The sequence below is a fragment of the Peribacillus sp. ACCC06369 genome (assembly GCF_030348945.1).
Taxonomy (GTDB): Bacteria; Bacillota; Bacilli; order Bacillales; family DSM-1321; genus Peribacillus.
This window is the reverse complement of the sequence record NZ_JAUCEN010000002.1, coordinates 4,796,850-4,818,205: the sequence shown is the minus strand read 5'-3', so window position 1 is coordinate 4,818,205 and position 21,356 is coordinate 4,796,850. Positions and strand designations below refer to the sequence as shown.

27 protein-coding genes are annotated in these 21,356 nt (G+C 43.0%); 15 read left to right on the top strand and 12 right to left on the bottom strand.

Annotation, left to right across the window (positions count from 1 at the left end):
* The first annotated feature begins 83 nt into the window (after positions 1-83).
* The 7 genes from QUF78_RS24405 (at position 84) to QUF78_RS24375 (ending at position 8,255) form a co-directional block, all read left to right on the top strand.
* On the top strand, positions 84-1,493 hold the full coding sequence (locus QUF78_RS24405) for an isochorismate synthase (RefSeq protein ID WP_289326733.1): 1,410 nt from the start codon (positions 84-86) through the stop codon (positions 1,491-1,493).
* A complete protein-coding gene (gene menD, locus QUF78_RS24400) occupies positions 1,486-3,237 on the top strand; it encodes a 2-succinyl-5-enolpyruvyl-6-hydroxy-3-cyclohexene-1-carboxylic-acid synthase (RefSeq protein WP_289326732.1) in 1,752 nt (583 codons plus the stop codon). The genes QUF78_RS24405 and menD overlap by 8 nt, the downstream gene beginning before the upstream one ends.
* A complete protein-coding gene (gene menH / locus QUF78_RS24395; protein ID WP_289326731.1) occupies positions 3,234-4,055 on the top strand; it encodes a 2-succinyl-6-hydroxy-2,4-cyclohexadiene-1-carboxylate synthase in 822 nt (273 codons plus the stop codon). Before menD ends, menH begins: the two co-directional genes overlap by 4 nt.
* Position 4,056: 1 nt before the next feature.
* The gene (gene menB, locus QUF78_RS24390) at positions 4,057-4,875 is read left to right on the top strand and encodes a 1,4-dihydroxy-2-naphthoyl-CoA synthase (protein ID WP_289314639.1); all 819 of its coding nucleotides are present in this window, start codon (positions 4,057-4,059) and stop codon (positions 4,873-4,875) included.
* Positions 4,876-4,961: 86 nt separating this feature from the next.
* Complete coding sequence (locus QUF78_RS24385) at positions 4,962-6,443, top strand: o-succinylbenzoate--CoA ligase (protein ID WP_289326730.1); 1,482 nt, start codon at positions 4,962-4,964, stop codon at positions 6,441-6,443.
* On the top strand, positions 6,440-7,543 hold the full coding sequence (gene menC, locus QUF78_RS24380; protein ID WP_289327399.1) for an o-succinylbenzoate synthase: 1,104 nt from the start codon (positions 6,440-6,442) through the stop codon (positions 7,541-7,543). The genes QUF78_RS24385 and menC overlap by 4 nt, the downstream gene beginning before the upstream one ends.
* 565 nt (positions 7,544-8,108) lie before the next feature.
* The gene (locus tag QUF78_RS24375) at positions 8,109-8,255 is read left to right on the top strand and encodes a hypothetical protein (protein WP_289314641.1); all 147 of its coding nucleotides are present in this window, start codon (positions 8,109-8,111) and stop codon (positions 8,253-8,255) included.
* Positions 8,256-8,309: 54 nt separating this feature from the next.
* On the opposite strand, the gene QUF78_RS24370 is transcribed toward QUF78_RS24375, so the two are convergent.
* Positions 8,310-9,005 (bottom strand): response regulator, encoded by a 696-nt coding sequence (locus tag QUF78_RS24370; protein ID WP_289326729.1) that lies wholly within the window; start codon positions 9,003-9,005, stop codon positions 8,310-8,312.
* A complete protein-coding gene (locus tag QUF78_RS24365) occupies positions 8,998-10,608 on the bottom strand; it encodes an ATP-binding protein (RefSeq protein WP_289326728.1) in 1,611 nt (536 codons plus the stop codon). The genes QUF78_RS24370 and QUF78_RS24365 overlap by 8 nt, the downstream gene beginning before the upstream one ends.
* A gap of 141 nt (positions 10,609-10,749) precedes the next feature.
* Between QUF78_RS24365 and QUF78_RS24360 the strand changes: the two genes are divergently transcribed.
* Entirely contained in the window at positions 10,750-11,814 is a 1,065-nt protein-coding gene (locus tag QUF78_RS24360; RefSeq protein WP_289326727.1) for a DctP family TRAP transporter solute-binding subunit, read from the top strand.
* Between the two features lie 70 nt (positions 11,815-11,884).
* Here the strand turns inward: QUF78_RS24360 and QUF78_RS24355 are convergent, their stop codons facing one another.
* Both QUF78_RS24355 and yidD read right to left on the bottom strand, forming a co-directional pair.
* The gene (locus tag QUF78_RS24355) at positions 11,885-12,832 is read right to left on the bottom strand and encodes a metal ABC transporter solute-binding protein, Zn/Mn family (RefSeq protein ID WP_289326726.1); all 948 of its coding nucleotides are present in this window, start codon (positions 12,830-12,832) and stop codon (positions 11,885-11,887) included.
* Between the two features lie 120 nt (positions 12,833-12,952).
* Positions 12,953-13,171, bottom strand: coding sequence for a membrane protein insertion efficiency factor YidD (gene yidD / locus QUF78_RS24350; protein ID WP_370017110.1), 219 nt, complete (start codon positions 13,169-13,171; stop codon positions 12,953-12,955).
* Positions 13,172-13,370: 199 nt separating this feature from the next.
* On the opposite strand from yidD, the gene QUF78_RS24345 reads away from it, so the two are divergent.
* Complete coding sequence (locus QUF78_RS24345; RefSeq protein ID WP_289314647.1) at positions 13,371-13,844, top strand: S-ribosylhomocysteine lyase; 474 nt, start codon at positions 13,371-13,373, stop codon at positions 13,842-13,844.
* Positions 13,845-13,882: 38 nt separating this feature from the next.
* Here the strand turns inward: QUF78_RS24345 and ytzI are convergent, their stop codons facing one another.
* Positions 13,883-14,038: a YtzI protein gene (gene ytzI, locus QUF78_RS24340; protein WP_289326724.1), complete on the bottom strand. Its 156-nt coding sequence runs from the start codon at positions 14,036-14,038 to the stop codon at positions 13,883-13,885.
* A 124-nt stretch (positions 14,039-14,162) separates the two neighbouring features.
* Here ytzI and QUF78_RS24335 point away from each other — a divergent pair, with 124 nt between their 5' ends.
* Positions 14,163-14,603: a Dps family protein gene (locus tag QUF78_RS24335; RefSeq protein WP_289326723.1), complete on the top strand. Its 441-nt coding sequence runs from the start codon at positions 14,163-14,165 to the stop codon at positions 14,601-14,603.
* A gap of 104 nt (positions 14,604-14,707) precedes the next feature.
* Here QUF78_RS24335 and QUF78_RS24330 read toward each other — a convergent pair whose 3' ends face one another.
* Positions 14,708-14,974 carry a DUF6154 family protein gene (locus tag QUF78_RS24330; protein WP_370016622.1) on the bottom strand — a complete coding sequence of 89 codons (267 nt, stop codon included), beginning with the start codon at positions 14,972-14,974 and terminating at the stop codon, positions 14,708-14,710.
* A 227-nt stretch (positions 14,975-15,201) separates the two neighbouring features.
* On the opposite strand from QUF78_RS24330, the gene QUF78_RS24325 reads away from it, so the two are divergent.
* Entirely contained in the window at positions 15,202-15,552 is a 351-nt protein-coding gene (locus tag QUF78_RS24325; RefSeq protein WP_289326722.1) for a hydrolase, read from the top strand.
* 104 nt (positions 15,553-15,656) lie between these two features.
* Positions 15,657-16,112, top strand: coding sequence for an RNA deprotection pyrophosphohydrolase (gene ytkD, locus QUF78_RS24320; protein WP_289326721.1), 456 nt, complete (start codon positions 15,657-15,659; stop codon positions 16,110-16,112).
* 65 nt (positions 16,113-16,177) lie between these two features.
* Here the strand turns inward: ytkD and QUF78_RS24315 are convergent, their stop codons facing one another.
* The 6 genes from QUF78_RS24315 to QUF78_RS24290 are packed head-to-tail and all read right to left on the bottom strand — an operon-like array spanning position 16,178 to position 19,391.
* Positions 16,178-16,369, bottom strand: coding sequence for a hypothetical protein (locus QUF78_RS24315; RefSeq protein ID WP_289326720.1), 192 nt, complete (start codon positions 16,367-16,369; stop codon positions 16,178-16,180).
* Positions 16,345-16,698, bottom strand: a complete 354-nt coding sequence (locus QUF78_RS24310; protein WP_289326719.1) for a hypothetical protein — start codon at positions 16,696-16,698, stop codon at positions 16,345-16,347. Before QUF78_RS24310 ends, QUF78_RS24315 begins: the two co-directional genes overlap by 25 nt.
* Positions 16,695-16,820: a hypothetical protein gene (locus QUF78_RS24305; protein WP_289326718.1), complete on the bottom strand. Its 126-nt coding sequence runs from the start codon at positions 16,818-16,820 to the stop codon at positions 16,695-16,697. Before QUF78_RS24305 ends, QUF78_RS24310 begins: the two co-directional genes overlap by 4 nt.
* Before the next feature lie 35 nt (positions 16,821-16,855).
* Positions 16,856-17,647, bottom strand: a complete 792-nt coding sequence (locus QUF78_RS24300; protein WP_289326717.1) for an ABC transporter permease — start codon at positions 17,645-17,647, stop codon at positions 16,856-16,858.
* Positions 17,637-18,407, bottom strand: a complete 771-nt coding sequence (locus tag QUF78_RS24295; protein WP_289326716.1) for an ABC transporter ATP-binding protein — start codon at positions 18,405-18,407, stop codon at positions 17,637-17,639. Before QUF78_RS24295 ends, QUF78_RS24300 begins: the two co-directional genes overlap by 11 nt.
* A gap of 27 nt (positions 18,408-18,434) precedes the next feature.
* A complete protein-coding gene (locus QUF78_RS24290; protein ID WP_289327398.1) occupies positions 18,435-19,391 on the bottom strand; it encodes an ABC transporter substrate-binding protein in 957 nt (318 codons plus the stop codon).
* Between the two features lie 141 nt (positions 19,392-19,532).
* Between QUF78_RS24290 and QUF78_RS24285 the strand changes: the two genes are divergently transcribed.
* From QUF78_RS24285 to QUF78_RS24275, 3 genes are all read left to right on the top strand, one after another.
* Positions 19,533-20,360 carry an alpha/beta hydrolase family protein gene (locus QUF78_RS24285; RefSeq protein ID WP_289318281.1) on the top strand — a complete coding sequence of 276 codons (828 nt, stop codon included), beginning with the start codon at positions 19,533-19,535 and terminating at the stop codon, positions 20,358-20,360.
* 51 nt (positions 20,361-20,411) lie between these two features.
* On the top strand, positions 20,412-20,654 hold the full coding sequence (locus tag QUF78_RS24280) for a DUF2584 domain-containing protein (protein WP_101225571.1): 243 nt from the start codon (positions 20,412-20,414) through the stop codon (positions 20,652-20,654).
* A 234-nt stretch (positions 20,655-20,888) separates the two neighbouring features.
* The gene (locus QUF78_RS24275; protein WP_289326715.1) at positions 20,889-21,353 is read left to right on the top strand and encodes a 2-thiouracil desulfurase family protein; all 465 of its coding nucleotides are present in this window, start codon (positions 20,889-20,891) and stop codon (positions 21,351-21,353) included.
* The last annotated feature ends 3 nt before the right edge of the window (positions 21,354-21,356 follow it).

The following is a 21,356-nucleotide window of genomic DNA, read 5'->3' as shown; positions in this document are numbered from 1 at the left end:
CGTTTTATTGACATGAGGTTGAATGGAGGTGTATCTTTAAATAGGTTAAAAAGCTTTTAAAATGTACATTTGGGGGGATTTTTTTGGCTATCTCAGAAGAAACTGGGCAGTTTCAGGGACTGGCTTCAGCTATACAAAAGGCGAAGGACTTGAATGATCAAGTTCTATTCAGTCATATTAAGAAAGTTAATTGCACGAACCCCCTTTCATTTTATCAAGCTGGAAGAGAACGGTACGCGGGTGAACGCTTTTTCTGGGAGGACCCTGCAAAGGAAATAACCATCACCGGCTTAGGCAATGTTAAGAAACTCAAAGCGGCATCGAATGCCGAACGTTATAGAGAAGTCGAAAAGAGCTGGATCAAACTGCAGAATACTGCTGTCAGAACAGGATTGACTGATGTAGAAGCGACCGGTCCTTTACTGTTTGGGGGCTTTTCTTTTGATTATGAAACCAACAGTACGCTCCTTTGGAATCAATTCGGGGACAACCTGTTTTATATACCTGCCTTCATGCTATCAATAGTGGGGAAACAAGCTTACTTAACGACAAACTTACTTTGTTCGCCTGATGATTCAGAAAAACTCTTCATAGATATGATAAATGAACGGGAAGCTTTTCTTTTCGAAAGCTTGGATGACACTGGATTGGGTCACAATTCCCTGGTTAAGCAGAGGGAAGTCAAACCTGACGAATGGAAACGGACGGTCGCTGAGGCTGTTCAGGAAATCAAGACGACAGATCTCGACAAAATCGTTTTGGCGAGGGAGCTTCGACTGGTTTTTGAGCGTTCCATCGATTCAGGGAAAGTGCTTGAACAATTGATTGCTGAGCAGCCATTAAGCTATATTTTCAGTTTGGAAGCAGGTGGTGACTGTTTTGTCGGTGCCACTCCTGAACGTTTAATTAAGAAACAGGGAAATGAAGTATTTTCTACCTGTCTTGCTGGATCGATGGGGCGAGGGAAAGATGAGCAAGAAGATGTTTGTCTTGGTGATGAATTGCTACAGGACCAAAAGAATTTACAAGAGCACCAATATGTCGTGTCGATGATATCAAATGCCTTTGATTCTGTATGCGAAAAGGTAATTGTTCCAGCCGAACCGAAACTTATGAAAAATCGTCATATCCAGCATTTGTATACACCGGTCCGCGGAATATCCAAGGAAGGTGTCACGATTTTTGAATTCGTCGAGAAACTACATCCTACACCGGCTATGGGCGGACTTCCAAAAGAAAAGGCCGTTGTGCGAATCCGGGAAATGGAAGGCCTTGAACGCGGCTTTTATGCAGGTCCTTTAGGCTGGGTGGATACGTATGGAAATGGGGAATTCGCTGTAGGGATACGTTCTGCGCTTATACAGAACAATGAGGCATCGCTTTTTGCTGGATGCGGCGTAGTGGAGGATTCGACTCCCGAAAGTGAATTCCGGGAAACGGGGATTAAATTCAATCCGATGTTAAGTGCTTTAGGAGGAAATCTTAATGAATGACCGAGATGCATTGACAGCATATGCTGCTTCATTTGTCGATGAGCTGGCACAAAATGAGATGAAGCATGTGGTGGTGAGCCCGGGTTCACGATCCACACCCCTAGCTTTGTTGCTAGTGGAACACCCTGATATCGAAGTTCATATTAATGTGGATGAGCGTTCGGCTGCTTTTTTTGCCCTTGGTTTGGCTAAGGCCTTAAAGGAACCTGTCGGACTTCTTTGTACGTCCGGTACAGCCGCTGCAAACTTTTACCCAGCCGTCATTGAGGCATTCTATTCAAGGGTGCCGCTTATTGTACTTACCGCTGATCGTCCGCATGAATTGCGTGATGTCGGCGCCCCACAGGCAATCGATCAGATTCATCTTTATGGTAGACAAGTAAAATGGTTTGTCGAAATGGCACTTCCTGAAAGCACGGATGAGATGATGAGGTATGCAAGAACGGTTGGTGCAAGGGCAGTGGCTACAGCGGCAAGTGAACCTGCAGGGCCTGTACATTTGAATTTCCCGCTTCGTGAACCATTGATTCCGGATCTGGAGCAAGCAAAGGAGTATCGGCAAACTAAAATGACGCCTGCAGTGTTGATTGACAGTGGAGAGCGGTCACTGTCCGCATCACAAATAGAAGCTATTGCAACTACTTTGTCACAAGCTAAGCAAGGGTTGATTGTATGTGGCGAATTACCGCATCCAGAGATGAAGGAAGCCATCGTCGCATTAGCGGATAAACTTGCTTTTCCGGTACTGGCTGACCCTCTCTCCCAGTTAAGGAGCGGGAGTCACGGCAAAGACGTCATAATTGATGCGTACGATACGTTTCTGCGCGATGAAGCGGTAAAGGCGGCTTTCAAGCCGGAAGTGATATTGCGTTTCGGGACAATGCCTGTTTCTAAACCCTTATTGTTATTCATGAAAAAACAAAAACAGGCAACCACTTTGGTCGTCGATGGCGGTGCAGGTTGGCGTGAGCCAGCAGGATTGGCAACTAACATGATTTACAGCGAAGAGAAGGATTTCTGCAAGCGTGTTGCTGAAAATATTACTGATGCCAATGATGATGAATGGCTTGGTTTATGGCAAACCGTCAACGGAGCGACGAAGAATGCCTTAGCCTCCATCAAGGATGAAGGGGAGTTAAGTGAAGGCAAGCTGTTCTCCCTGCTTGCTGATATGATGCCATCGGGATCCACCTTGTTTGTCGGGAATAGTATGCCCATACGTGATTTGGATACATTCTTTTTGAATAATGGAAAGGGAATCAAAACCTTTGCAAACCGAGGGGCGAATGGCATCGATGGTGTCGTTTCCACTGCGCTTGGCGTAAGTACGGTATCGAAAAATACTGTACTGGCAATCGGGGATTTAAGTTTTTTCCATGATATGAATGGCTTGCTTGCGGCTAAACTTCAAAAACAAAACATCACGATATTGTTGATCAATAATGATGGGGGCGGCATTTTCTCTTTCTTGCCACAGGCGAATGAGAGAGAACATTTCGAAACGCTATTCGGGACGCCTCACGGTCTCGATTTTTCCCATGCTGCCCAGCTTTACGGCGGTAAATACAGCAAGGTGCAAAATTGGGATGAGTTAAAGAATGTATTTACAGAGTCATTTGAAATACAAGGTCTGAAAATCATTGAAGTACCGACAGAAAGAGAGTCCAATTTACAAAAGCATCGAAATTTGTGGAGTTTTGTTTCCCAGGAAATAAAAATGGTGTTAGACAGGGAAATATCATGAATTATGTCATCAAGGATGTCAATTATGCTGTTGAAATAACGGGAAATGGAGATCCTCTTGTTCTTTTGCACGGATTTACGGGAAATCGGGATACATGGAAATTCCTCATTCCGCTTTTGCGTGAGCGGTATACCATGATCATGGTCGACATCATAGGCCATGGCATGTCTGCATCACCAGCTGATCATCGAAGGTATGAGATGGAGCGAGTTGCTGAAGATATTAAGGATATTTTGGATGCGTTACATTTCCCGAAAGCCCATATCCTTGGGTACTCGATGGGCGGAAGGCTTGGATTGGGATTTGCCTGTTTATATCCTGGATATGTTGATACATTGATATTGGAAAGCGCTTCACCAGGCCTTTTAACAGAAGAGGATCGGGAAATCCGAAGGCGAAATGATAGAAAGCTTGCCGAAAGGATTCTTGAAAATGGCATGGAAGCTTTTGTGGATCAATGGGAAAACATCCCGCTGTTTGAAAGTCAAAAACGGCTGCCGGCCAAAACCAGGTTGGCCATCCGGGAACAGCGGATGGCAAATGTCCCTGCCGGCCTTTACAATAGCCTTCTAGGTATGGGGACCGGCAGTCAAGCTTCTTACTGGGGAGAACTGAAAACCCTTGATTTTCCTGTGCTCCTTGTAACCGGTGAACTCGATCCTAAGTTTTGTGAAATTGCTGCCTCGATGAAAAAAAAGCTGAAGCGGGCTGAATGGAAAATAATAAATGGTGCGGGACATGCAATTCATGTGGAAGATGGAGAAAAGTTTGGTAAAATAATAAGTGAGTTTTTAAAGAGAAATCGAAGGAGGAATTAAGATGACGATACAATGGGAAACAATACGTGAGTATGATGAAATTTTATATGAAAAATATAACGGGATTGCAAAAGTGTCCATCAACCGACCGCATGTACATAATGCATTCACACCAAAAACGACTGCGGAAATGATTGATGCATTCGCAAGGGCGCGTGATGATTCCAGCATCGGTGTCATTATTTTAACGGGTGTAGGTGGCAAAGCATTCTGTTCAGGCGGAGACCAAAGTGTACGTGGGAATGGCGGATATGTAGGTGAAGATAACATTCCACGTCTAAACGTTCTTGATTTACAACGCTTGATTCGCGTCATTCCAAAACCAGTCGTAGCCATGGTCGCAGGTTATGCAATTGGTGGAGGTAATGTCTTGAATGTGGTTTGTGACTTAACGATTGCTGCTGACAATGCAGTCTTCGGACAAACTGGACCGAATGTTGGAAGCTTTGATGCTGGTTATGGTTCTGGCTACCTGGCACGTATCGTCGGTCATAAAAAGGCACGTGAAATCTGGTACCTATGCCGTCAATACAATGCCCAGGAAGCATTGGATATGGGATTGGTCAACACCGTCGTACCTTTAGACCAATTAGAAGCGGAAACGGTTAAATGGTGTGAAGAAATGCTTGAGAAGAGCCCAACGGCACTTCGTTTCTTGAAAGCGGCAATGAACGCTGATACTGATGGCCTTGCAGGTCTTCAACAATTGGCTGGTGACGCTACACTTTTATACTATACAACAGAAGAAGCAAAAGAAGGCCGCGATGCATTCAAAGAAAAACGCAATCCGGACTTTGGACAATTCCCTCGTTTCCCTTAATGAAACGCGTGAATCAATGAGACTGACAGCTTGGCGGATATTCGCCGGGCTGTTTTCTATATCCAAATGGAGGAGGCTAAGTAAACATGGCAGAAGAAAAGTTGCCGAACTGGCTGAAAAATCGGGCGCATCTTTCACCAGATCGTCCGGCAATTGAGTTTGAAGGTCATACCTATAGCTTTCTTGAACTGCATACATTATCGGAGAAGATGGCTGGCAAGCTTTCTAACATTGGTCTGAGGGCTGGCGATTCATGCGCGGTTTTACTCCGTAATCATATTGATGGTGTTGTCGCTATCCACGCACTATTTTATCTTGGTGTGAAAATTGTGATGCTGAATAATAAGTTAACGGCAAAAGAGTTGTCCTGGCAGCTTGAAGATAGTGAGGCCGTTTATCTGGTTTCGGAAGGTACCTTTACCGACAAACTCTCGGATATTGGCGGTATTCTCCCGGATTTAAACCTTCACTTAATGGAACTATTGCCGGATGAAGGCAAGGCAGAGATACTTCAAGAGTTTTACCTTGAGGATACCGCTACGATCATGTATACATCAGGTACGACAGGAAATCCAAAAGGTGTGATCCAAACCTTCGGCAATCATTGGTGGAGTGCCGTCGGGTCGGTTCTGAACCTTGGATTGCATGAGGAGGATTCTTGGTATTGCGCGGTTCCGATCTTTCATATTAGCGGCTTATCCATCCTGATGAAAAATGTGATTTATGGCATGAAGGTCGTTTTGGTGGAACGGTTCGATGAACGGGAAGCAAACCGGAGCATTCAGGAAAATGGCGTGACGATCATTTCGGTCGTGACGGCGATGCTGAATAGGATGGTGCAGGATTTGAAGGGAACTAGCTATCCGGAAACCTTTCGCTGTTTCCTGTTGGGCGGCGGCCCTGCACCCGTTCATTTACTTGAATCATGTAAGGAGAAAGGGATTCCCGTCTATCAGTCTTATGGGATGACCGAAACGTCTTCACAGATTGTGACACTGGCACCGGAGTATAGCATGACAAAAATCGGATCAGCGGGAAAACCTTTATTCCCTTCGCAATTACGTATAGAGAAAGACGGCAATATGTGTGAACCGGGGGAAGCGGGTGAAATCGTGGTTTCAGGTCCGAATGTGACAAAAGGCTATTTCAATCGGATGGATGCTACACAGCAGGCCATTACCGATGGCTGGCTTTATACTGGGGACCTTGGTTATCTCGATGAGGAAGGCTTTTTGTATGTGCTTGACCGACGCTCGGATTTAATCATATCCGGCGGTGAAAATGTCTATCCGGCCGAGATTGAAAATGTCCTTAGTAAGCATCCAGATGTATTCGAAGCGGGAGTGACGGGGACCGACGATGAAAAATGGGGACAGGTTCCACTCGCTTTTGTCGTCTTAAACCAAGGTGCAGAGCTTAGTGAGAGCGAACTGCTGGAGTATTGCAGGGAATCCTTGGCGGCCTATAAAATTCCCCGGAACGTGATTTTTTGCCAGGAGCTTCCGCGTAATGGCGCGAGCAAGCTTCTGAGAAGGGAACTGAAGAAGGGAATGGGGGAATGGCAATGATGTTATCCTCCATTTCACTAAAGCTCATTAAGGCCCCATTAAAGCGGCCATTTAAGACGCATCTCGAAACGGTAAGCGACCGGGAAGTGATAATTGTCGAAGCCATGGATGAAGATGGATTGATTGGATACGGGGAAGCGGTGCCATTTGCAAGTCCTTGGTATACCGAGGAAACGATCAAAACATGCTTTCATATGTTGGATGACTTCTTAATACCGCTGACATTGGCAAGTCAGATCAAGCATCCTGATGAGCTGCCGAACTTATGGAGCGGAATCAGACGGAATGCGATGGCCAAGTCAGCTTTAGAGCAGGCAATCCTTGATCTATATGCGAAGCAGAAAGAAGTCTATCTCGGACGGCTGTTTGGCGGCGAACGAAGTGAAGTGCCCGCTGGTGTTGTCGTTGCTTCCAATGATATTGAAGACGCGTTGCGCCAGATTGAGGATTTTTCCGGATCTGGTTATCAGCGATATAAGATAAAAATCAATCCTCAAAATGATCTGGAGTTAATTTCGGAAATCCGTCGGGCCTATCACGATATCCCGCTAATGGCAGATGCCAATTCAGCGTACACTCTTGATGACATCCCACACCTTCAGAAGCTTGATGTGTTTAATCTGATGATGATTGAGCAGCCGCTAGGACATGACGACATTGTTGAACATGCCATTTTACAGAAACAGCTGCAGACACCCATTTGCCTTGATGAAAGCATAAATTCCTTTCATGATGCCAAAAGTGCTCTGTCGCTTGTAAGCTGTGGGGTGATCAACATTAAGATGGCAAAAGTCGGCGGCTGGACGGAAGCTGTCAAAATACATGATCTATGCCTGGAAAATGAAGTGCCCGTTTGGTGCGGGGGCATGATTGAATTTGGCATTTCACGTGCACATAATATCGCACTTGCCACATTAAAAGGGTTCACGATTCCCGGGGATATATCATCCTCATCCCGCTATTGGGAAGGGGACATAATTGATCCGGAAGTCATTGTCAAAAATGGCATGATCCAAGTCCCCGATAAAGCTGGGATCGGTTTTGCCATTAATGAAAAGCGGCTAAAGGATTTGACTACATATAGTAAACTGTACAGGTGAAAACATCAAAGGAGGTGAATGCCCCACCTCTTTTGAACCAATATTGCAAATCCAACTACATTTTATAATAATCCTCTATCTCGCTATAAAGCTAATGTGCTTCATGCTTCATCCATTCGATATCAAGGTATATGGAACTCATCCATTTAGTACTTCTCGGACAAAAACCCCACCCTTTTGGAAAATGATTTTAATAGGATACTAACAAATATCAGTTTGTCGATAAAAGGAGCTCTCACCCAGAATCATGGTGTTAAAAGTTAACTCGGATACTCCTGCCGAATAACTGGCTAGCCAAGACCCCGCCAGATGCTTGGCAGAGCGGAAAGGGAACGGATTTCTGAAAAAGACTGGAACTCTTTTTTATTTGTCAGCAGACTACAAATATATTTTATCTCCAGTATTCCCTATTAAAAATGAGTTTTAAAGAAGAAAAATCATTTAAATGGCCCGATCAGTCATATTTTTTTTCGTAAAATGGGGCTTTGTCTATTTTTTCTTTACTGGATTATTTTGTATAATGAAATAAAAAGTATGCAAACAAGGGAGAGGGAGGGGAGAGCATATGAAAAGACCGTACCTTATTGCGGAAATTCTACTAAGAAGAGGCATGCCGGACTATGTCATAAAAGAAGTGACGGCATTGGCGGAGTGTGAACTGTTTCTTTTGAAGAGAAAGTGGGGCCTATATGATCGAAAGACGGGTGCGTAAAATGAATAAAAGGTAAAAGGGAACCGTTTCGGTTCTAGCCGGTCCCCATGCGTTTTAAGGTTTTTGAAGCCGGTACCTATTGACTGGACGGCCAATGCTGCCGTACTGAACGTCAAGCTGAAGGACTTCTTCGCCATGCAAGTATTCAAGATAGCGCCTTGCAGTAACTCTGGCTATTCCAATCCCATCAGCCACTTCTTCCGCAGATAAAGATCCAGGCTGGGTCTTTATGAATTTCGTCACTTGCTCAAGAGTCGCGCCATTCAATCCTTTCGGAACATCATATTTCGGACTCGATTCAGAAGGTGTTTTGTTTTGAAAGAGAATTCGGTCAAGCTGATTTTGAGAGATTTGATGGTCAGGTTCAACCTCCATCCGAAAAGCAAAATATTGTTCAAGCGTATGTTTTAGCCTTTCGAATTTGAATGGCTTGATTAAATAGTCAAAAGCCCCGTTCTGTACCATTTTTCGGATCGTTTTCTGATCATTTGCCGCTGAAATGATGATGACATCCACATCAATTTGTTCTTTTCTTATTTGATAAAGTGTATCTACCCCGTTTAAAGATGGCATGAAGATGTCCAAAATCACAAGGTCGGGTTTAGACTCCCTGATTTTTTTTAGACCATCAAGCCCATTGGAAGCTGTATCAACTACTTTAAAGGCAGACAGGCGCTCGATGAACTGTTTGTTGACCTCTTGGACCATTGGGTCGTCTTCAATTAAAAGTACACGAATTTCATTAGTCATTTTGGTTCTCCTCTATATCGTGCATGGGAAAAGAAAGAAAAAAGCTTGTTCCTTCATTAGGGCTTGTCGTGAATTTCATTTCGCCGTTCGCTTTTTTTACAATTTGGTCTATTAGGTAAAGACCAATTCCTGATCCTTCCGCACCTTTTGTTGTAAAACCATATTCGAATATATCTTTATGAATGTCCTCGGGAATACCGGGTCCATTATCCTCAAGCACGATTTGACAATTACGTTCATCCTGGTAGATGGATAGATAAACCTGTTTCGTTTCCTCAGAAAAATGCTTTAGTGCAGCGAATGAATTTTCGATCAGGTTTCCGATTATTAAAACAAAATCGTGATGATCCATATCAGCTGGGAAGTGGTCCAATTTCGTGTGCTTGTCCATGATTAGTTCGATTCCGAGTTCCCGTCCCAAGGAAATCTTGCTTAATATAAGCCCCACTAAATTATCATCGTGAATGTGCTTCGTTAAGAACCTGGTCAATTCCTCTTGCTCTTCCGTGATTTGAAAAATGTAATGCAGTGCTTCGTCCAGATTACCTAGCTGGATCAATCCAGCTATCGTATGAAGTTTGTTCATATGTTCATGGTTTTGGACGCGCAGGGCTTCAACGAAAGCTTTGACACTAGTCAACTCTTCAGCTAGCTTCGTCACATCGGTGCGATCCTGGAAAATGGCCACGGCACCGATCGTTTTATCCGCAATCTTTATCGGTACCCGGTTGCTTACAATATTCCTGTTTTGAACGGAGATTTCCTGATTGAAGATGGGAGATGACCGGTCGAGCACTTCCGGGAGACGGGTATCATGTATAATATCATTGATATTCTTGCCTATGACCGCACCGTCAATATTGAATATTTGCTTAGCCTTTTCATTGAAAATCGTGATTGTCTGATTATTATCTATGGCGATGACCCCTTCATGCATGGCATTGAAAGCGGCTGTCCTTTCAACCAACATCCGTGAAATTTCATGTGGTTCAAGTTGAAAGGTCTCTTTTTTTATCCGTCTGGCCATGAGCCATGAGCCGCATACACCGAATAGGAGTGTAAGGACCAGGATAATCGCGATTTCGCCTTTCAGATCCTTGATTAATTCCGGTATCGTAGGCAGGATATTCCCAACCAGAACGACGCCGATTTGCTCTCTATCTCTATCAAGGATCGGGACAAAGGCGCGGACGGAAATGCCAAGTTCGCCAGCGGCCTTTGAAAGGTATTCGTGTTCAGCGAACGCAGCGCTTTCGTCGCTGCTGCCCGAGGGGGTTCCCAATTGGCTGAACACAGGGTGGGAATAACGTATATGCTGATTGTTGAGTACAACTATATAATCCGCTTGATGGATTTTCCTTAAATTTTCAATAATCGGATTGAGCTGCGTCCATCCTTCGGGCTCACGGACCAATTTTTGTACTTCAGGGAGTTCGGCAATGGTATGGGCGGTGATCATCGATCGTTTGCCAATTTCATCTTCCCTGACTGAAACGATATTTCCAAATATAAAAATCCCGCCTATAAGTATCGAAAAAGCGACGATTACGAATGATAGCAGGGTGATCTTAACTTGAATGGGCATATGAAAGGATTTATCCATTGTTTTTCCTCCATTACTTCTATACCTAATAGTAACAGAATTACTATCACTTTTCGCTATTTTTCGCGCATTGTATTACGACAGCAAAAAAGCTGTGATAGAATAGTGATAACGTGAAGTGAGCGGTAAGGAGTTGTCGGTATGCGTGCATTATGGGGGTACTTCATATTAATTGGCTTGGGACTGTCGATAGCAGTATATATATCGTTTCAACCGTTCTTTACAAGCTTCGGTTTCAATTTGCCGAAGGATGAGGAGCAGGTAGGGATGAAGGATCAAATCGTAATTAAGTTCAGTCATGTCGTAGCCGAAAATACACCTAAAGGGCTAGCAGCGAACCGGTTTGCCCAACTAGTCGATGAATATACAGATCATCGTGTCAAAATTGAAGTTTATCCTAATCAGTCATTATATAGTGATCTTGAAGAAATTGAAGCATTACAGGAAAACAAGGTGCAGATGATTGCTCCAACTACATCTAAAATTACGAGTATATCAAAAAAATGGATGCTATTGGACCTCCCTTACGTCTTTCCAACGGACGCTGCCTTGCAGGAAGCTTTGAATGGGGAAGTGGGGGAAGAGCTGCTTAAGCAGCTGAATACCATTGATATCGAGGGACTCGCATTTTGGTCGAATAACTATAAACAGATTACAAGCAGTAAACCGATACGGCATCCAAGTGATTTTGCAGGAAAGAATTTTAGAATCATGCCAAGTGCAGTCCTGGAAAGCCAATTTAAGCATTTTGGGGCGACAACATCTCAGCTGGAGTTTAATGATACGTTTAAAAGCCTTGAAATCAATGAAACGGACAGCCAGGAAAATACGATTTCGAATATCTATTCCAAGAAATTATATGAGGTGCAAAAATATTTAACGATCAGTGATCACGGCTATTTAGGGTATGTCGTCATGATAAACAAGCCATTTTGGAACAAACTCCCGTTGGATATTCAGCAGCAAATCCAACGGGCGATGGATGATACAACGAAATGGCTATGGAACAAATCAACTGAATTGAATCAGGAACAGCTACGGGAAATTCAGCAAAAATCGAATATAGACATCTATACACTGTCAGATGAAGAAAAGAAAGAATGGATGGAAGAGATGACCGTCATCTATCCGGAATTTGAATCAACGATTGGAACCGAATTGATGACGAAAATGGAAAAGATTCGCGAGAAGCATTTAAAGGAATAATGAAAGCGGGCTTTTTAGTCCGTTTAAAAGGAAAAAAAAGCGGACCCATAAGGACCCGCTTTTTTTTTGACTATTGCAATGCAGTTTGCAGTGTCTTAATATTTTTTTCCATTAAACTGAAGTAATCTTCGCCAGCTTCGATATCTTTATCCGTCAGAACGGAAAGGTTATGGAGCTCAAGTGATTTCGCTCCCATTTCCTTTTGGATGATCTCGGTTAGTTTAGAACTGATATTCTGCTCAAAGATGACGTAATTCAAGTCCTCTTTTTCGGCCATGGTTACAATTTTCCCCAGTTCCTTTTGAGATGGCTCGTTTGAAGATGTTAGTCCTGTGACGCCAATCTGTTCAAGACCGTAGCGTTCCTCCCAATACCCATAAGCGGAATGGGAAACGATGATCTTATTGGTACGACCCGACTCGATTGTTGTCGCGAATTTTTCATCAAGTGACTTCATCTTTTCGGAAAGCTTGTTGAATTGGCTATCGAAATATTCTTCCTGTTCAGGCATTTTCTTCGTTAATTGGTCCTTGATGGTTTTAGCCATCTCTATGGAATAGATGGGATCTAACCATAAATGCGGATTGACGCCCCCATGGTCATGACCGTCTTCTTCATGTGCATGTTCATCTTCGTGTGCATGCTCTTCTTCATCAAGATGAACCGTTTCGCCTATCGCGACTGTGCCGACGCCTTCTTTGCTTAAAATTGGTTCAGCTTTAGTTACAAAGCCTTCAAGATTATAGCCAATGTAGAAAAATAGGTCTGACTCAGCCATTTTTACAATATCTTTTTGAGAGGGTTCAAATGAGTGTTCATCCGTTCCGGGTGGATAAACCGTTTCGACGTTCACGTACTCCCCACCAATGGCTTCCGTGAAGTATTGCAATGGGTAAACCGTCGTATATATATCTAAGGTATCCTTCTCTTTTTTAGTGGATTCTCCCTTTGTGTTGCCGCAGGCTGACAAAAATAGCGCAGTAACAAGGAAAAGTGAGAGCAATGCTCGATTTTTCATATGAAATGCTCCTTTATAATTCGTATTGATTACGATTTGAATTTTATGTGTAAAAACGAAATGATTACGATTTGACTTCTGTATAATACAAAAAATTGCAAAGGAAAGCAAGGGTTTTTTCTAATCCTCACCTTTTTTCTTTTTTTCAGGAACAAGGTCAATGCCTCCTGGATGAAACGGATGACATTTAAGAATCCGGATGAGTGCTAACCAGCTTCCTTTTATAGGTCCGAAACGGTTGATCGCTTCCAAACCATAATGGGAACACGTTGGGTAAAAACGGCAGGTAGGCGGTTTTAATGGAGAAATGGCAACTTGGTAAAAACGGATGATTCCCATTAATACTTTTTTCAACACGATGCTTTCATCTCTTTTCGAGTAAATTCACTACCCTCAATTATAGCATATTTTCTAAATTTCCAATAAGGTATAAGCATATTGGTAATCCGATAGATATAATGAGAATTAATTTTAAAGGATGAAATATATTGTTATTCAAGGTAAAATAGAGATGACATACAATTAAGGAGTGAATTAAATGCCTTCAGTTGAAAGCTTTGAATTAGATCATGACGCTGTTAAAGCCCCATATGTTAGACATTGCGGTGTCCATAAGGTAGGAACAGATGGTGTTGTTAATAAATTTGATATCCGTTTTTGCCAGCCGAATAAACAAGCGATGAAGCCGGATACGATCCATACACTGGAACATTTGCTTGCATTCAATATCCGTAAGCATTCTGAGCGTTACGATCATTTTGATATTATCGATATTTCGCCAATGGGCTGTCAAACAGGATATTACCTTGTTGTCAGCGGTGAGCCGACAGTAACGGAAATCATCGATGTTCTTGAAGATACATTCAAGGATGCCGTTACAATTACAGAAATTCCTGCTGCAAATGAAAAGCAATGCGGCCAAGCAAAGTTGCATGATCTTGAAGGAGCTAAGAAATTAATGAATTTCTGGCTTACACAAGATAAAGAAGAACTTCATAAAGTTTTCGGTTAATGAAAAAGGTTCCCGTCATTTTTTGACAGGAACCTTTTTTATTTTTCGGATTCTTCCTTATTCCGCTCATCCTCTGGCAAAGGGTCAATGGGATCCACTGTATGCTTGTAGCTGTAACCTTTTCCGATGGTTAGGACGGATAATGCCAATACAATCAGAATCACAATAATGGAGATAACTAAAACCGTAATCATACTTTACAGCCCCTAACGTTCACAATTTAGATTCATTTTAGCATAAGAACCGGAATAGATAATGTTTCAATTTTTGAATAGAGGGAATTATAAAGGTATAACCAACTTACGGAGGTAGATATTTATGGCTCAGAAAAAATTAGGAACTTTAGTGAATAAGGAAATTGCAAACTTCAGTGTTCTTTATACGAAAATTCATAATTACCACTGGTTCGTGAATGGACCGCACTTCTTTGAACTTCATCAAAAATTGGAAGAGCTATATAAAGAAGTGACAACTAATTATGACGAACTGGCTGAAAGACTATTGGCCATTGGTGAAAAACCGGTCGCTACCCTTAAAGAATACTTGGAATTAACCACGATTGAAGAAGCGACAGGGAAAGAAAATACAGAAGATATGGTTCAAAGTGTCATCAGTGATTTTGAGAAGCTTTCCGAAGAGTTCTTGGAAATTATCGAAGTTGCGGAACAAGAAGATCCGGTTACGGCTGATATGCTGACAGGCATGAAGAAAAGCTTAAACAAACATGCTTGGATGTTGCGTGCGTATTTAGGACATTAAGGTTTAAGGAAAAGCTCTACTTCGGTAGGGTTTTTTTTTGGGAGGAAAAAAACTAAAACAACAAAAAGGCATCCATCAAGAGAGGGACACCTGACAAGTATGTATTAATGAATATTCCGTGGCGGAAAATGTGTAGGTTTCGTGTCGTTCATGCTATTTTGTGCGAACTTCCCTTTTAAAGTTTCAATAATGTAAAGGCCCATTAGATTGGTTAGTTCCTGATCATCCATCTCTTGAAGCAATTCGAAAATTTCCTTGCGATCCAGTTGTTCCAGAACGGCAAAAGTAAGCATATCAATATCTTCTTCATCACCAGTCATCTTATTGCGGTACATATTGTATAATTCTTCAATTAACTTCAAAACTCTCACCTCACATTTATTAGAAATCCGTTATCTCTTTATATGTAGGTTATCAAAAAAACCTCTGGGTGCATATAAAAATCTGAAGGGATGCTTGGGCTTATTATATGTTTTACCCTTTGAAAGATACTTTAATCTATTATTTAACATCTTTGTTCTTCTTTAAGCAATATTTTCCATTGTATGAAGTGGGGAATTACGTGAAAAAATAAGCGTAGGATTTATGGAAAGGGTGGATGAATGTGTCTGAAAACAGGAAAAAGTATTACATTTGGCTTCCGAATGGGCAGATAACACAAGATAGGGAAAGTTCTCCATGGAATTTCGAAATCGAGGCGACTGATAATGAAGTCATCAAGCTACGTGAGTTATTTGATTATAATTATTCAGTAGGGGAAGAAAACTTTTACCGGGCACATGTCCCATACCTACAATATCATTTTGACCGGGAAAATGATAAACAGGACATCACACTCCAAAAAATTTACGAGATGATTTATGCACTAGGTACTGAAGAAGGAAGACGGCATATAGAAAGTATGGGGATTTTACAGGCAAAACCAACAGACGATGGCCTCGAATATTGAGGTACCATCGTTTTTTTGATGTGATGGAGATTCTTGCTGGATTATAATGAAAGATGGATCCAATAAAAATCAGCATTATTTCTTACATGGGGAGAAGGGGAAAAATGAAACGCTTTTTAGATAAGAACGGATATAAGGTGGAATACTCCGAGAATCCTGTTTTTGGTGAGTCCTGGCATGTTTTTGTGCTAAGCAGGTATAAGGGAATGTGGGTATTGACCAAACACAGAGAGCGGGGGCTGGAGTTCCCGGGAGGTAAGCGGGAAGCAGGGGAGTCGATAGAACAAACAGCCATACGGGAAGTGTATGAAGAAACAGGGGGGGTAGTGGAGGAGCTGCAATTTTTGGGACAATATAAAGTGCATGACCCAGTTAAGCCATTCGTTAAATCGATATACTATGCTTCTTTGCGTGAGGTCGAAAAGAAGGAAGATTACCTGGAAACGGACGGCCCGATCTTTTTGGAAGCATTTCCGGATGTACTGGGTGAGGAGTTTAGTTTCATCATGAAAGATCAGATTGTGCCTTTGAGCTTATCAAGGCTGGATGGCAGTATATAACTGAGAAACGAGTAGATGAGGAAAATTTACGGGTTTTTGACAATTTATAGGTAAAAACATCAAATTCACGAATTAAGGCTCGAATTCACGAGTAAAAGCACGAAACTCACGAGTAAATCGCGCAAATTCACGAGTAAATCGCCGAAACTCACGAGTAAAAGCACGAAACTCACGAGTAAACCGCGCAAATTCACGAGTAAAGGCACGAAACTCACGAGTAAACCGCGCAAATTCACGAGTAAATCGCCGAAATCCACGAGTAAAGCTCGAAACTCACGAGTAAATCGCCGAAACTCATGAGTAAAGCACCAAACTCGAGTAAACCGCGCAAACTCACGAGTAAACCGCGCAAACTTACGAGTAAAAGCACGAAACTCACGAGTAAATCACGCAAATTCACGAGTAAACCGCGCAAACTCACGAGTAAAAGCACCAAATTCACGAGTAAATCACGCAAATTCACGAGTAAATCGCCGAAACTCATGAGTAAAGCACCAAACTCGAGTAAACCGCGCAAACTCACGAGTAAAAGCACGAAACTCACGAGTAAACCGCGCAAATTCACGAGTAAATCGCCGAAACTCATGAGTAAAGCACCAAACTCACGAGTAAACCGCGCAAACTCACGAGTAAACCGCGCAAACTCACGAGTAAACCGCGCAAATTCATGAGTAAAGGCACGAAACTCACGAATAAATCGCCTGACATGAATGAAAAACTGCCGAGGGTTATCGGCAGTTTGGTTAGTCTTTGATTAGTTTTCGCTCGAGCAGTTCGACAAGTTGATACATGATGGTGGCAAAGACGGCGATGATCATCAAGGCAAGCATGACGAGGGTGAAGTTGAAGACTTGAAAGCCATAAATGATCAGGTAGCCCAGTCCTTTCGCCGAGACAAGGAATTCTCCGACGATGACGCCGACCCAGGAGAGGCCGACATTCACTTTCAATGTCGAGATGATCGTTGGGAATGAGGCGGGTAATATGGCTTCCCGAAAAGCTTGTGTTCTTGTGGCTCCAAAAGTTTGGAGCACCTTCAGGTAGTTCGGGTCCACTTCGCGAAATGCGGTGTAGACGACGATGGTGGTGATGATGATGGAGATGATTGCCCCCATCGAGATGATGGAAGGAAAGCCAGGGCCGAATGCTACGATGATGATGGGGCCGAGTGCCACTTTCGGCATGGCATTTAAAATGACGAGATAGGGGTCAAGTGTTTTTGATAATCTTGGCGACCACCAGAGCAGTGATGCCAGGACCGTTCCAAGAAAAGTCCCTATGATGAAGCCGAGAACGGTCTCGAATAGCGTCACTCCGGAATGGGAAAGCAGCGTTCCATCACTCAATTTCTGTATGAAAAGGTGCCACACTTTAGTTGGGGAGCTGAAGATGAGCGGGTCAATCCATTCCATCTTGGAAAAAAGTTCCCAACTACTGAAAAAAACTATGAAAATCAGGATCTGATAAAAGCGAATGAGCCTGTTTTCCTTTTTTAATGAGGTTTTATATTGGTTATGAAGTTGTTCAATATTCAAGGCTCTCAAGCTCCTTCCAGATCGTTTGGAATAGCATCGGATACTGTGGATGGTTGCGTGCATGGAAAGGCGTCAGTTCACGCATTTCATCGGGAACATCGAAAGTTTTGTGCACGCTACCCGGGTTCGCGGAAAACAGATAAATGCGGTCACTCATTGCAATGGCTTCACCGATATCATGGGTGACGAGCACGGCTGTCTTTCCGAAGGATTTCAAGGTTTCAAAAACAAGGTCTTCCAGCTTCAGCTTCGTTTGGTAATCAAGGGCCGAGAAGGGTTCGTCAAGCAAAAGGATTTTTGGATCAACCGCCAGTGTCCGTGCCAGTGCAGCCCTTTGCCTCATTCCGCCTGAGAGTTCGCGCGGATATAATTTTCCGGTGCCTCCCAATCCAACGTCACTTAATAGTTTCAGCGTCTTTATTCTCTCAAGGCCTTCATCCTTTTTAATCAGTTTCAATCCTAATAAAACATTTTCTTCTATCGTCTTCCATGGAAATAGATAATCCTGCTGCAGCATATAGCCGATTGAAAGGTCACTGTTGGCCTTCAGCGGTTTGTTTTCGAGCAGGATCTTTCCCGCAGTGGGCGGAAATAGCCCTGCGATGATGGAAAGCAGGGTGGTCTTTCCGCAGCCGCTGGGACCTAGAAAAGAGACGAATTCACCTTTTTCAATGTCGAGGGAAATGTCCGCGAGTGCGGTCGCTGCCGTCTGATTTGAAAAATAAGTATGGTGAATGTCTTGGATTTTTAAAAAGCTCATCGGACATCCTCCTTACCTTTAGCTATGCTATTTAGTGACTTCTTCAGCAAAATCTGTATTGACCAGCTCATCATGGCTTATACGTGAAGGCAGCTCTCCTGCTTCATCCATGATGTTTTGCAGATTGTTCCATTCTTCTTCATCAAGAATGGGGTCGGTGGCAAAGGATCCTTGTTCTTTGTAGCGGTTGATGACTGTTTCCATCGTCTCGATATTGGTATCTTCAAAATATGGCTGAATGACTTTGGCGATTTCGGCAGCGTCATTTTCCTGAACCCAATCCTGTGCTTTCTTCAATGCCTTCGTGAATTTCTCGACAGTCTCTTTGTCTTCTTTCAAATAGCTTTCCTTAGCCATATAAACCGTATAGGGAAGATGCCCGGACTCGGTGCCGAAAGAAGCGACGATATAGCCTTTTCCTTCTTTTTCAAACACGCTGGCTGTTGGTTCGAACAGTTGAACAAAATCGCCGGTTCCGGAAGCGAAGGCAGTTGCGACATTCGCAAAATCAATATTCTGGATGAGATTCAAATCTTCTTTCGGGTCTATGTTATGTTTTTTCAATACGAACTCGCCGGCCATTTGTGGCATCCCGCCTTTTCGCTGGCCTAGGAATGTAGAGTTTTTCAGCATATCCCATTTGAAGTTGTCGATTTTTTCACGTGAAACAAGAAACGTTCCATCCGTCTGTGTTAATTGGGCAAAGTTGATGACGGGATCGTTCGAACCTTGTGCCTGAACATAGATCGATGTTTCAGAGCCAACGAGAGCAATGTCCGCACCATTGGACAGAAGCGTGGTCATCGTCTTGTCGCCGCCTGCCGTCGTTTTCAAATCAATGCTTAGGCCCTCGTCTTTAAAAAATCCCTTTTCAATCGCTACATATTGCGGTGTATAGAAAAGGGAGCGGGTAACTTCGGCCACCCTGACCTTCGTTGTTTCCTGGTCCTTGTTGCCGCATGCTCCGAGCGGGATCACCAGCATACACAGAAGTAAAAATATGACACCTGCTTTACACCATTTTTTCAAAATTCCTTCCTCCTTGATAAATAGGTATTTTGCCTACCTTATCGTATGAATGGAAGAAAAAAATGTGAATGTCTCTTAGGGGATAAAAACAAGCGGATGTTTTACAATAAGATTAAAGAGAAAGGAGAGTGGAAATTGGAGAACGGAACGATTATTTCAAAACGGCGGTTTCCCTCACCGCATCCACAAATCCATCTTTATTCAGTTACATACATATCACAAGGCCTGAAAGTAAAGGGGTTACTGGCTGAACCGGTTGATGGTGAAATTCACGATGCCTTCTTATATTTACGCGGCGGGATTAAAAATGTCGGCAAGGTTAGGCCCGCAAGGATTGTGCAGTATGCCGTAGAAGGTTTTATCGTTTTTGCCCCTTTTTACCGCGGAAATCAAGGCGGAGAGGGAGATGAGGATTTTGGGGGAGAAGATAGGTTCGACGCGATATCAGGGTTCAATCTTCTTGAACAGCACCCCCGAGTGAACAAGGACCACATTCATATCCTCGGATTTTCCCGTGGCGGCATCATGGCGCTTTGGACTGGGATATACTGCAAGAATGCAGCTTCGATCGTCACATGGGGAGGTGTGTCGGATATGTTTTTAACATATGTCGAACGTGTCGATATGCGTCGGATGATGAAGCGGGTCATCGGCGGAACACCAAAAAAATGCCCTGATCAATATGAATACCGTACGCCATTGTTTGCGATTGAAGATTTGAATATACCCGTTCTGATCATTCATGGTGAAAAAGATGATAATGTCGCCATTGAACATGCGTACAGGTTGGAGAAAAGGTTGAAAATGCATGACAAAGAGGTCGAAAGCTGGTATTTTCCTCAATTCACGCATTACTTCCCACCGGCTATTAACAGAAAAGTAGTCGAAGATTTAACAACTTGGATGAAAAATAAAACCGAATAATGATAGAATGAAGTATATTCTAAGTATATTGGCAAGAGGAGGAGATACAACATGGGCATGCCTATGGAACTCAATACTATGATCGTTACAAAAGGGAATGAAACCCGGGAAGAAGAAAATATCTTTCGGCTATCGAAAGCAGGTTACCGGTTATATCCTATCGATATCCCAATCGATGTCCGCAAAACGATTCAATCTGACTCAAGCGGAACAGCCGTTATCCAAAAAATTGAATGGACCAGTGAAAAGACCATCATTACGTACCAACTTCTATCACTGAACTCAACTAACTAAATAGACAGCGCTTGCCGGGAATTCACTGCAAGTGCTTTTTTTTGTTGAGTTGGCAGAATTCGACCTTACGCGTTGATAAATCGACCTACACCCAAATAAATCGACCTTACGCATCCATAAATCGACCGTCGTCATTCGCCACACAGCAAAATTCCAATTGATATTCAATATTCGAAATGAATGACACTAAAAGAATGATAAAATGGTGTAAAAAGCATGAGGTGGGGTGATTTGGTGATTTTGGTAAGTTCTTGTTTAGCGGGTCTTGAGGTGAGGTACAACGGTACACACAGCCTGGACGATAGAATTATGGAATTAATGAGGGAGAAAAAGGCTGTAGCGGTTTGTCCTGAGTTGCTTGGCGGTTTTTCGACACCTAGGGAACCTGCTGAGATAATTGGCGGTGATGGTGGGGATGTCCTTGATGGAAAAGCGAAGGTAATTGAAAAGTCGGGTCGGGATGTAACGGAGTTGTACATAGAAGGAGCCAATCTTACATTATTGAAAGCCCAGGAGGTTGGAGCGACGCTTGTCGTTTTAAAAGAATATAGTCCATCCTGTGGAAGTGCGACGATTTATAATGGTGAATTCAAGGGGGAGAGGAGGGTCGGGAATGGAGTGACCGCGGCTTTGCTTAAACGCCATGGATTCACGGTTACTTCAGAGGAAGGGTTAGTCGATTATCTGGATGAAAAATGATTT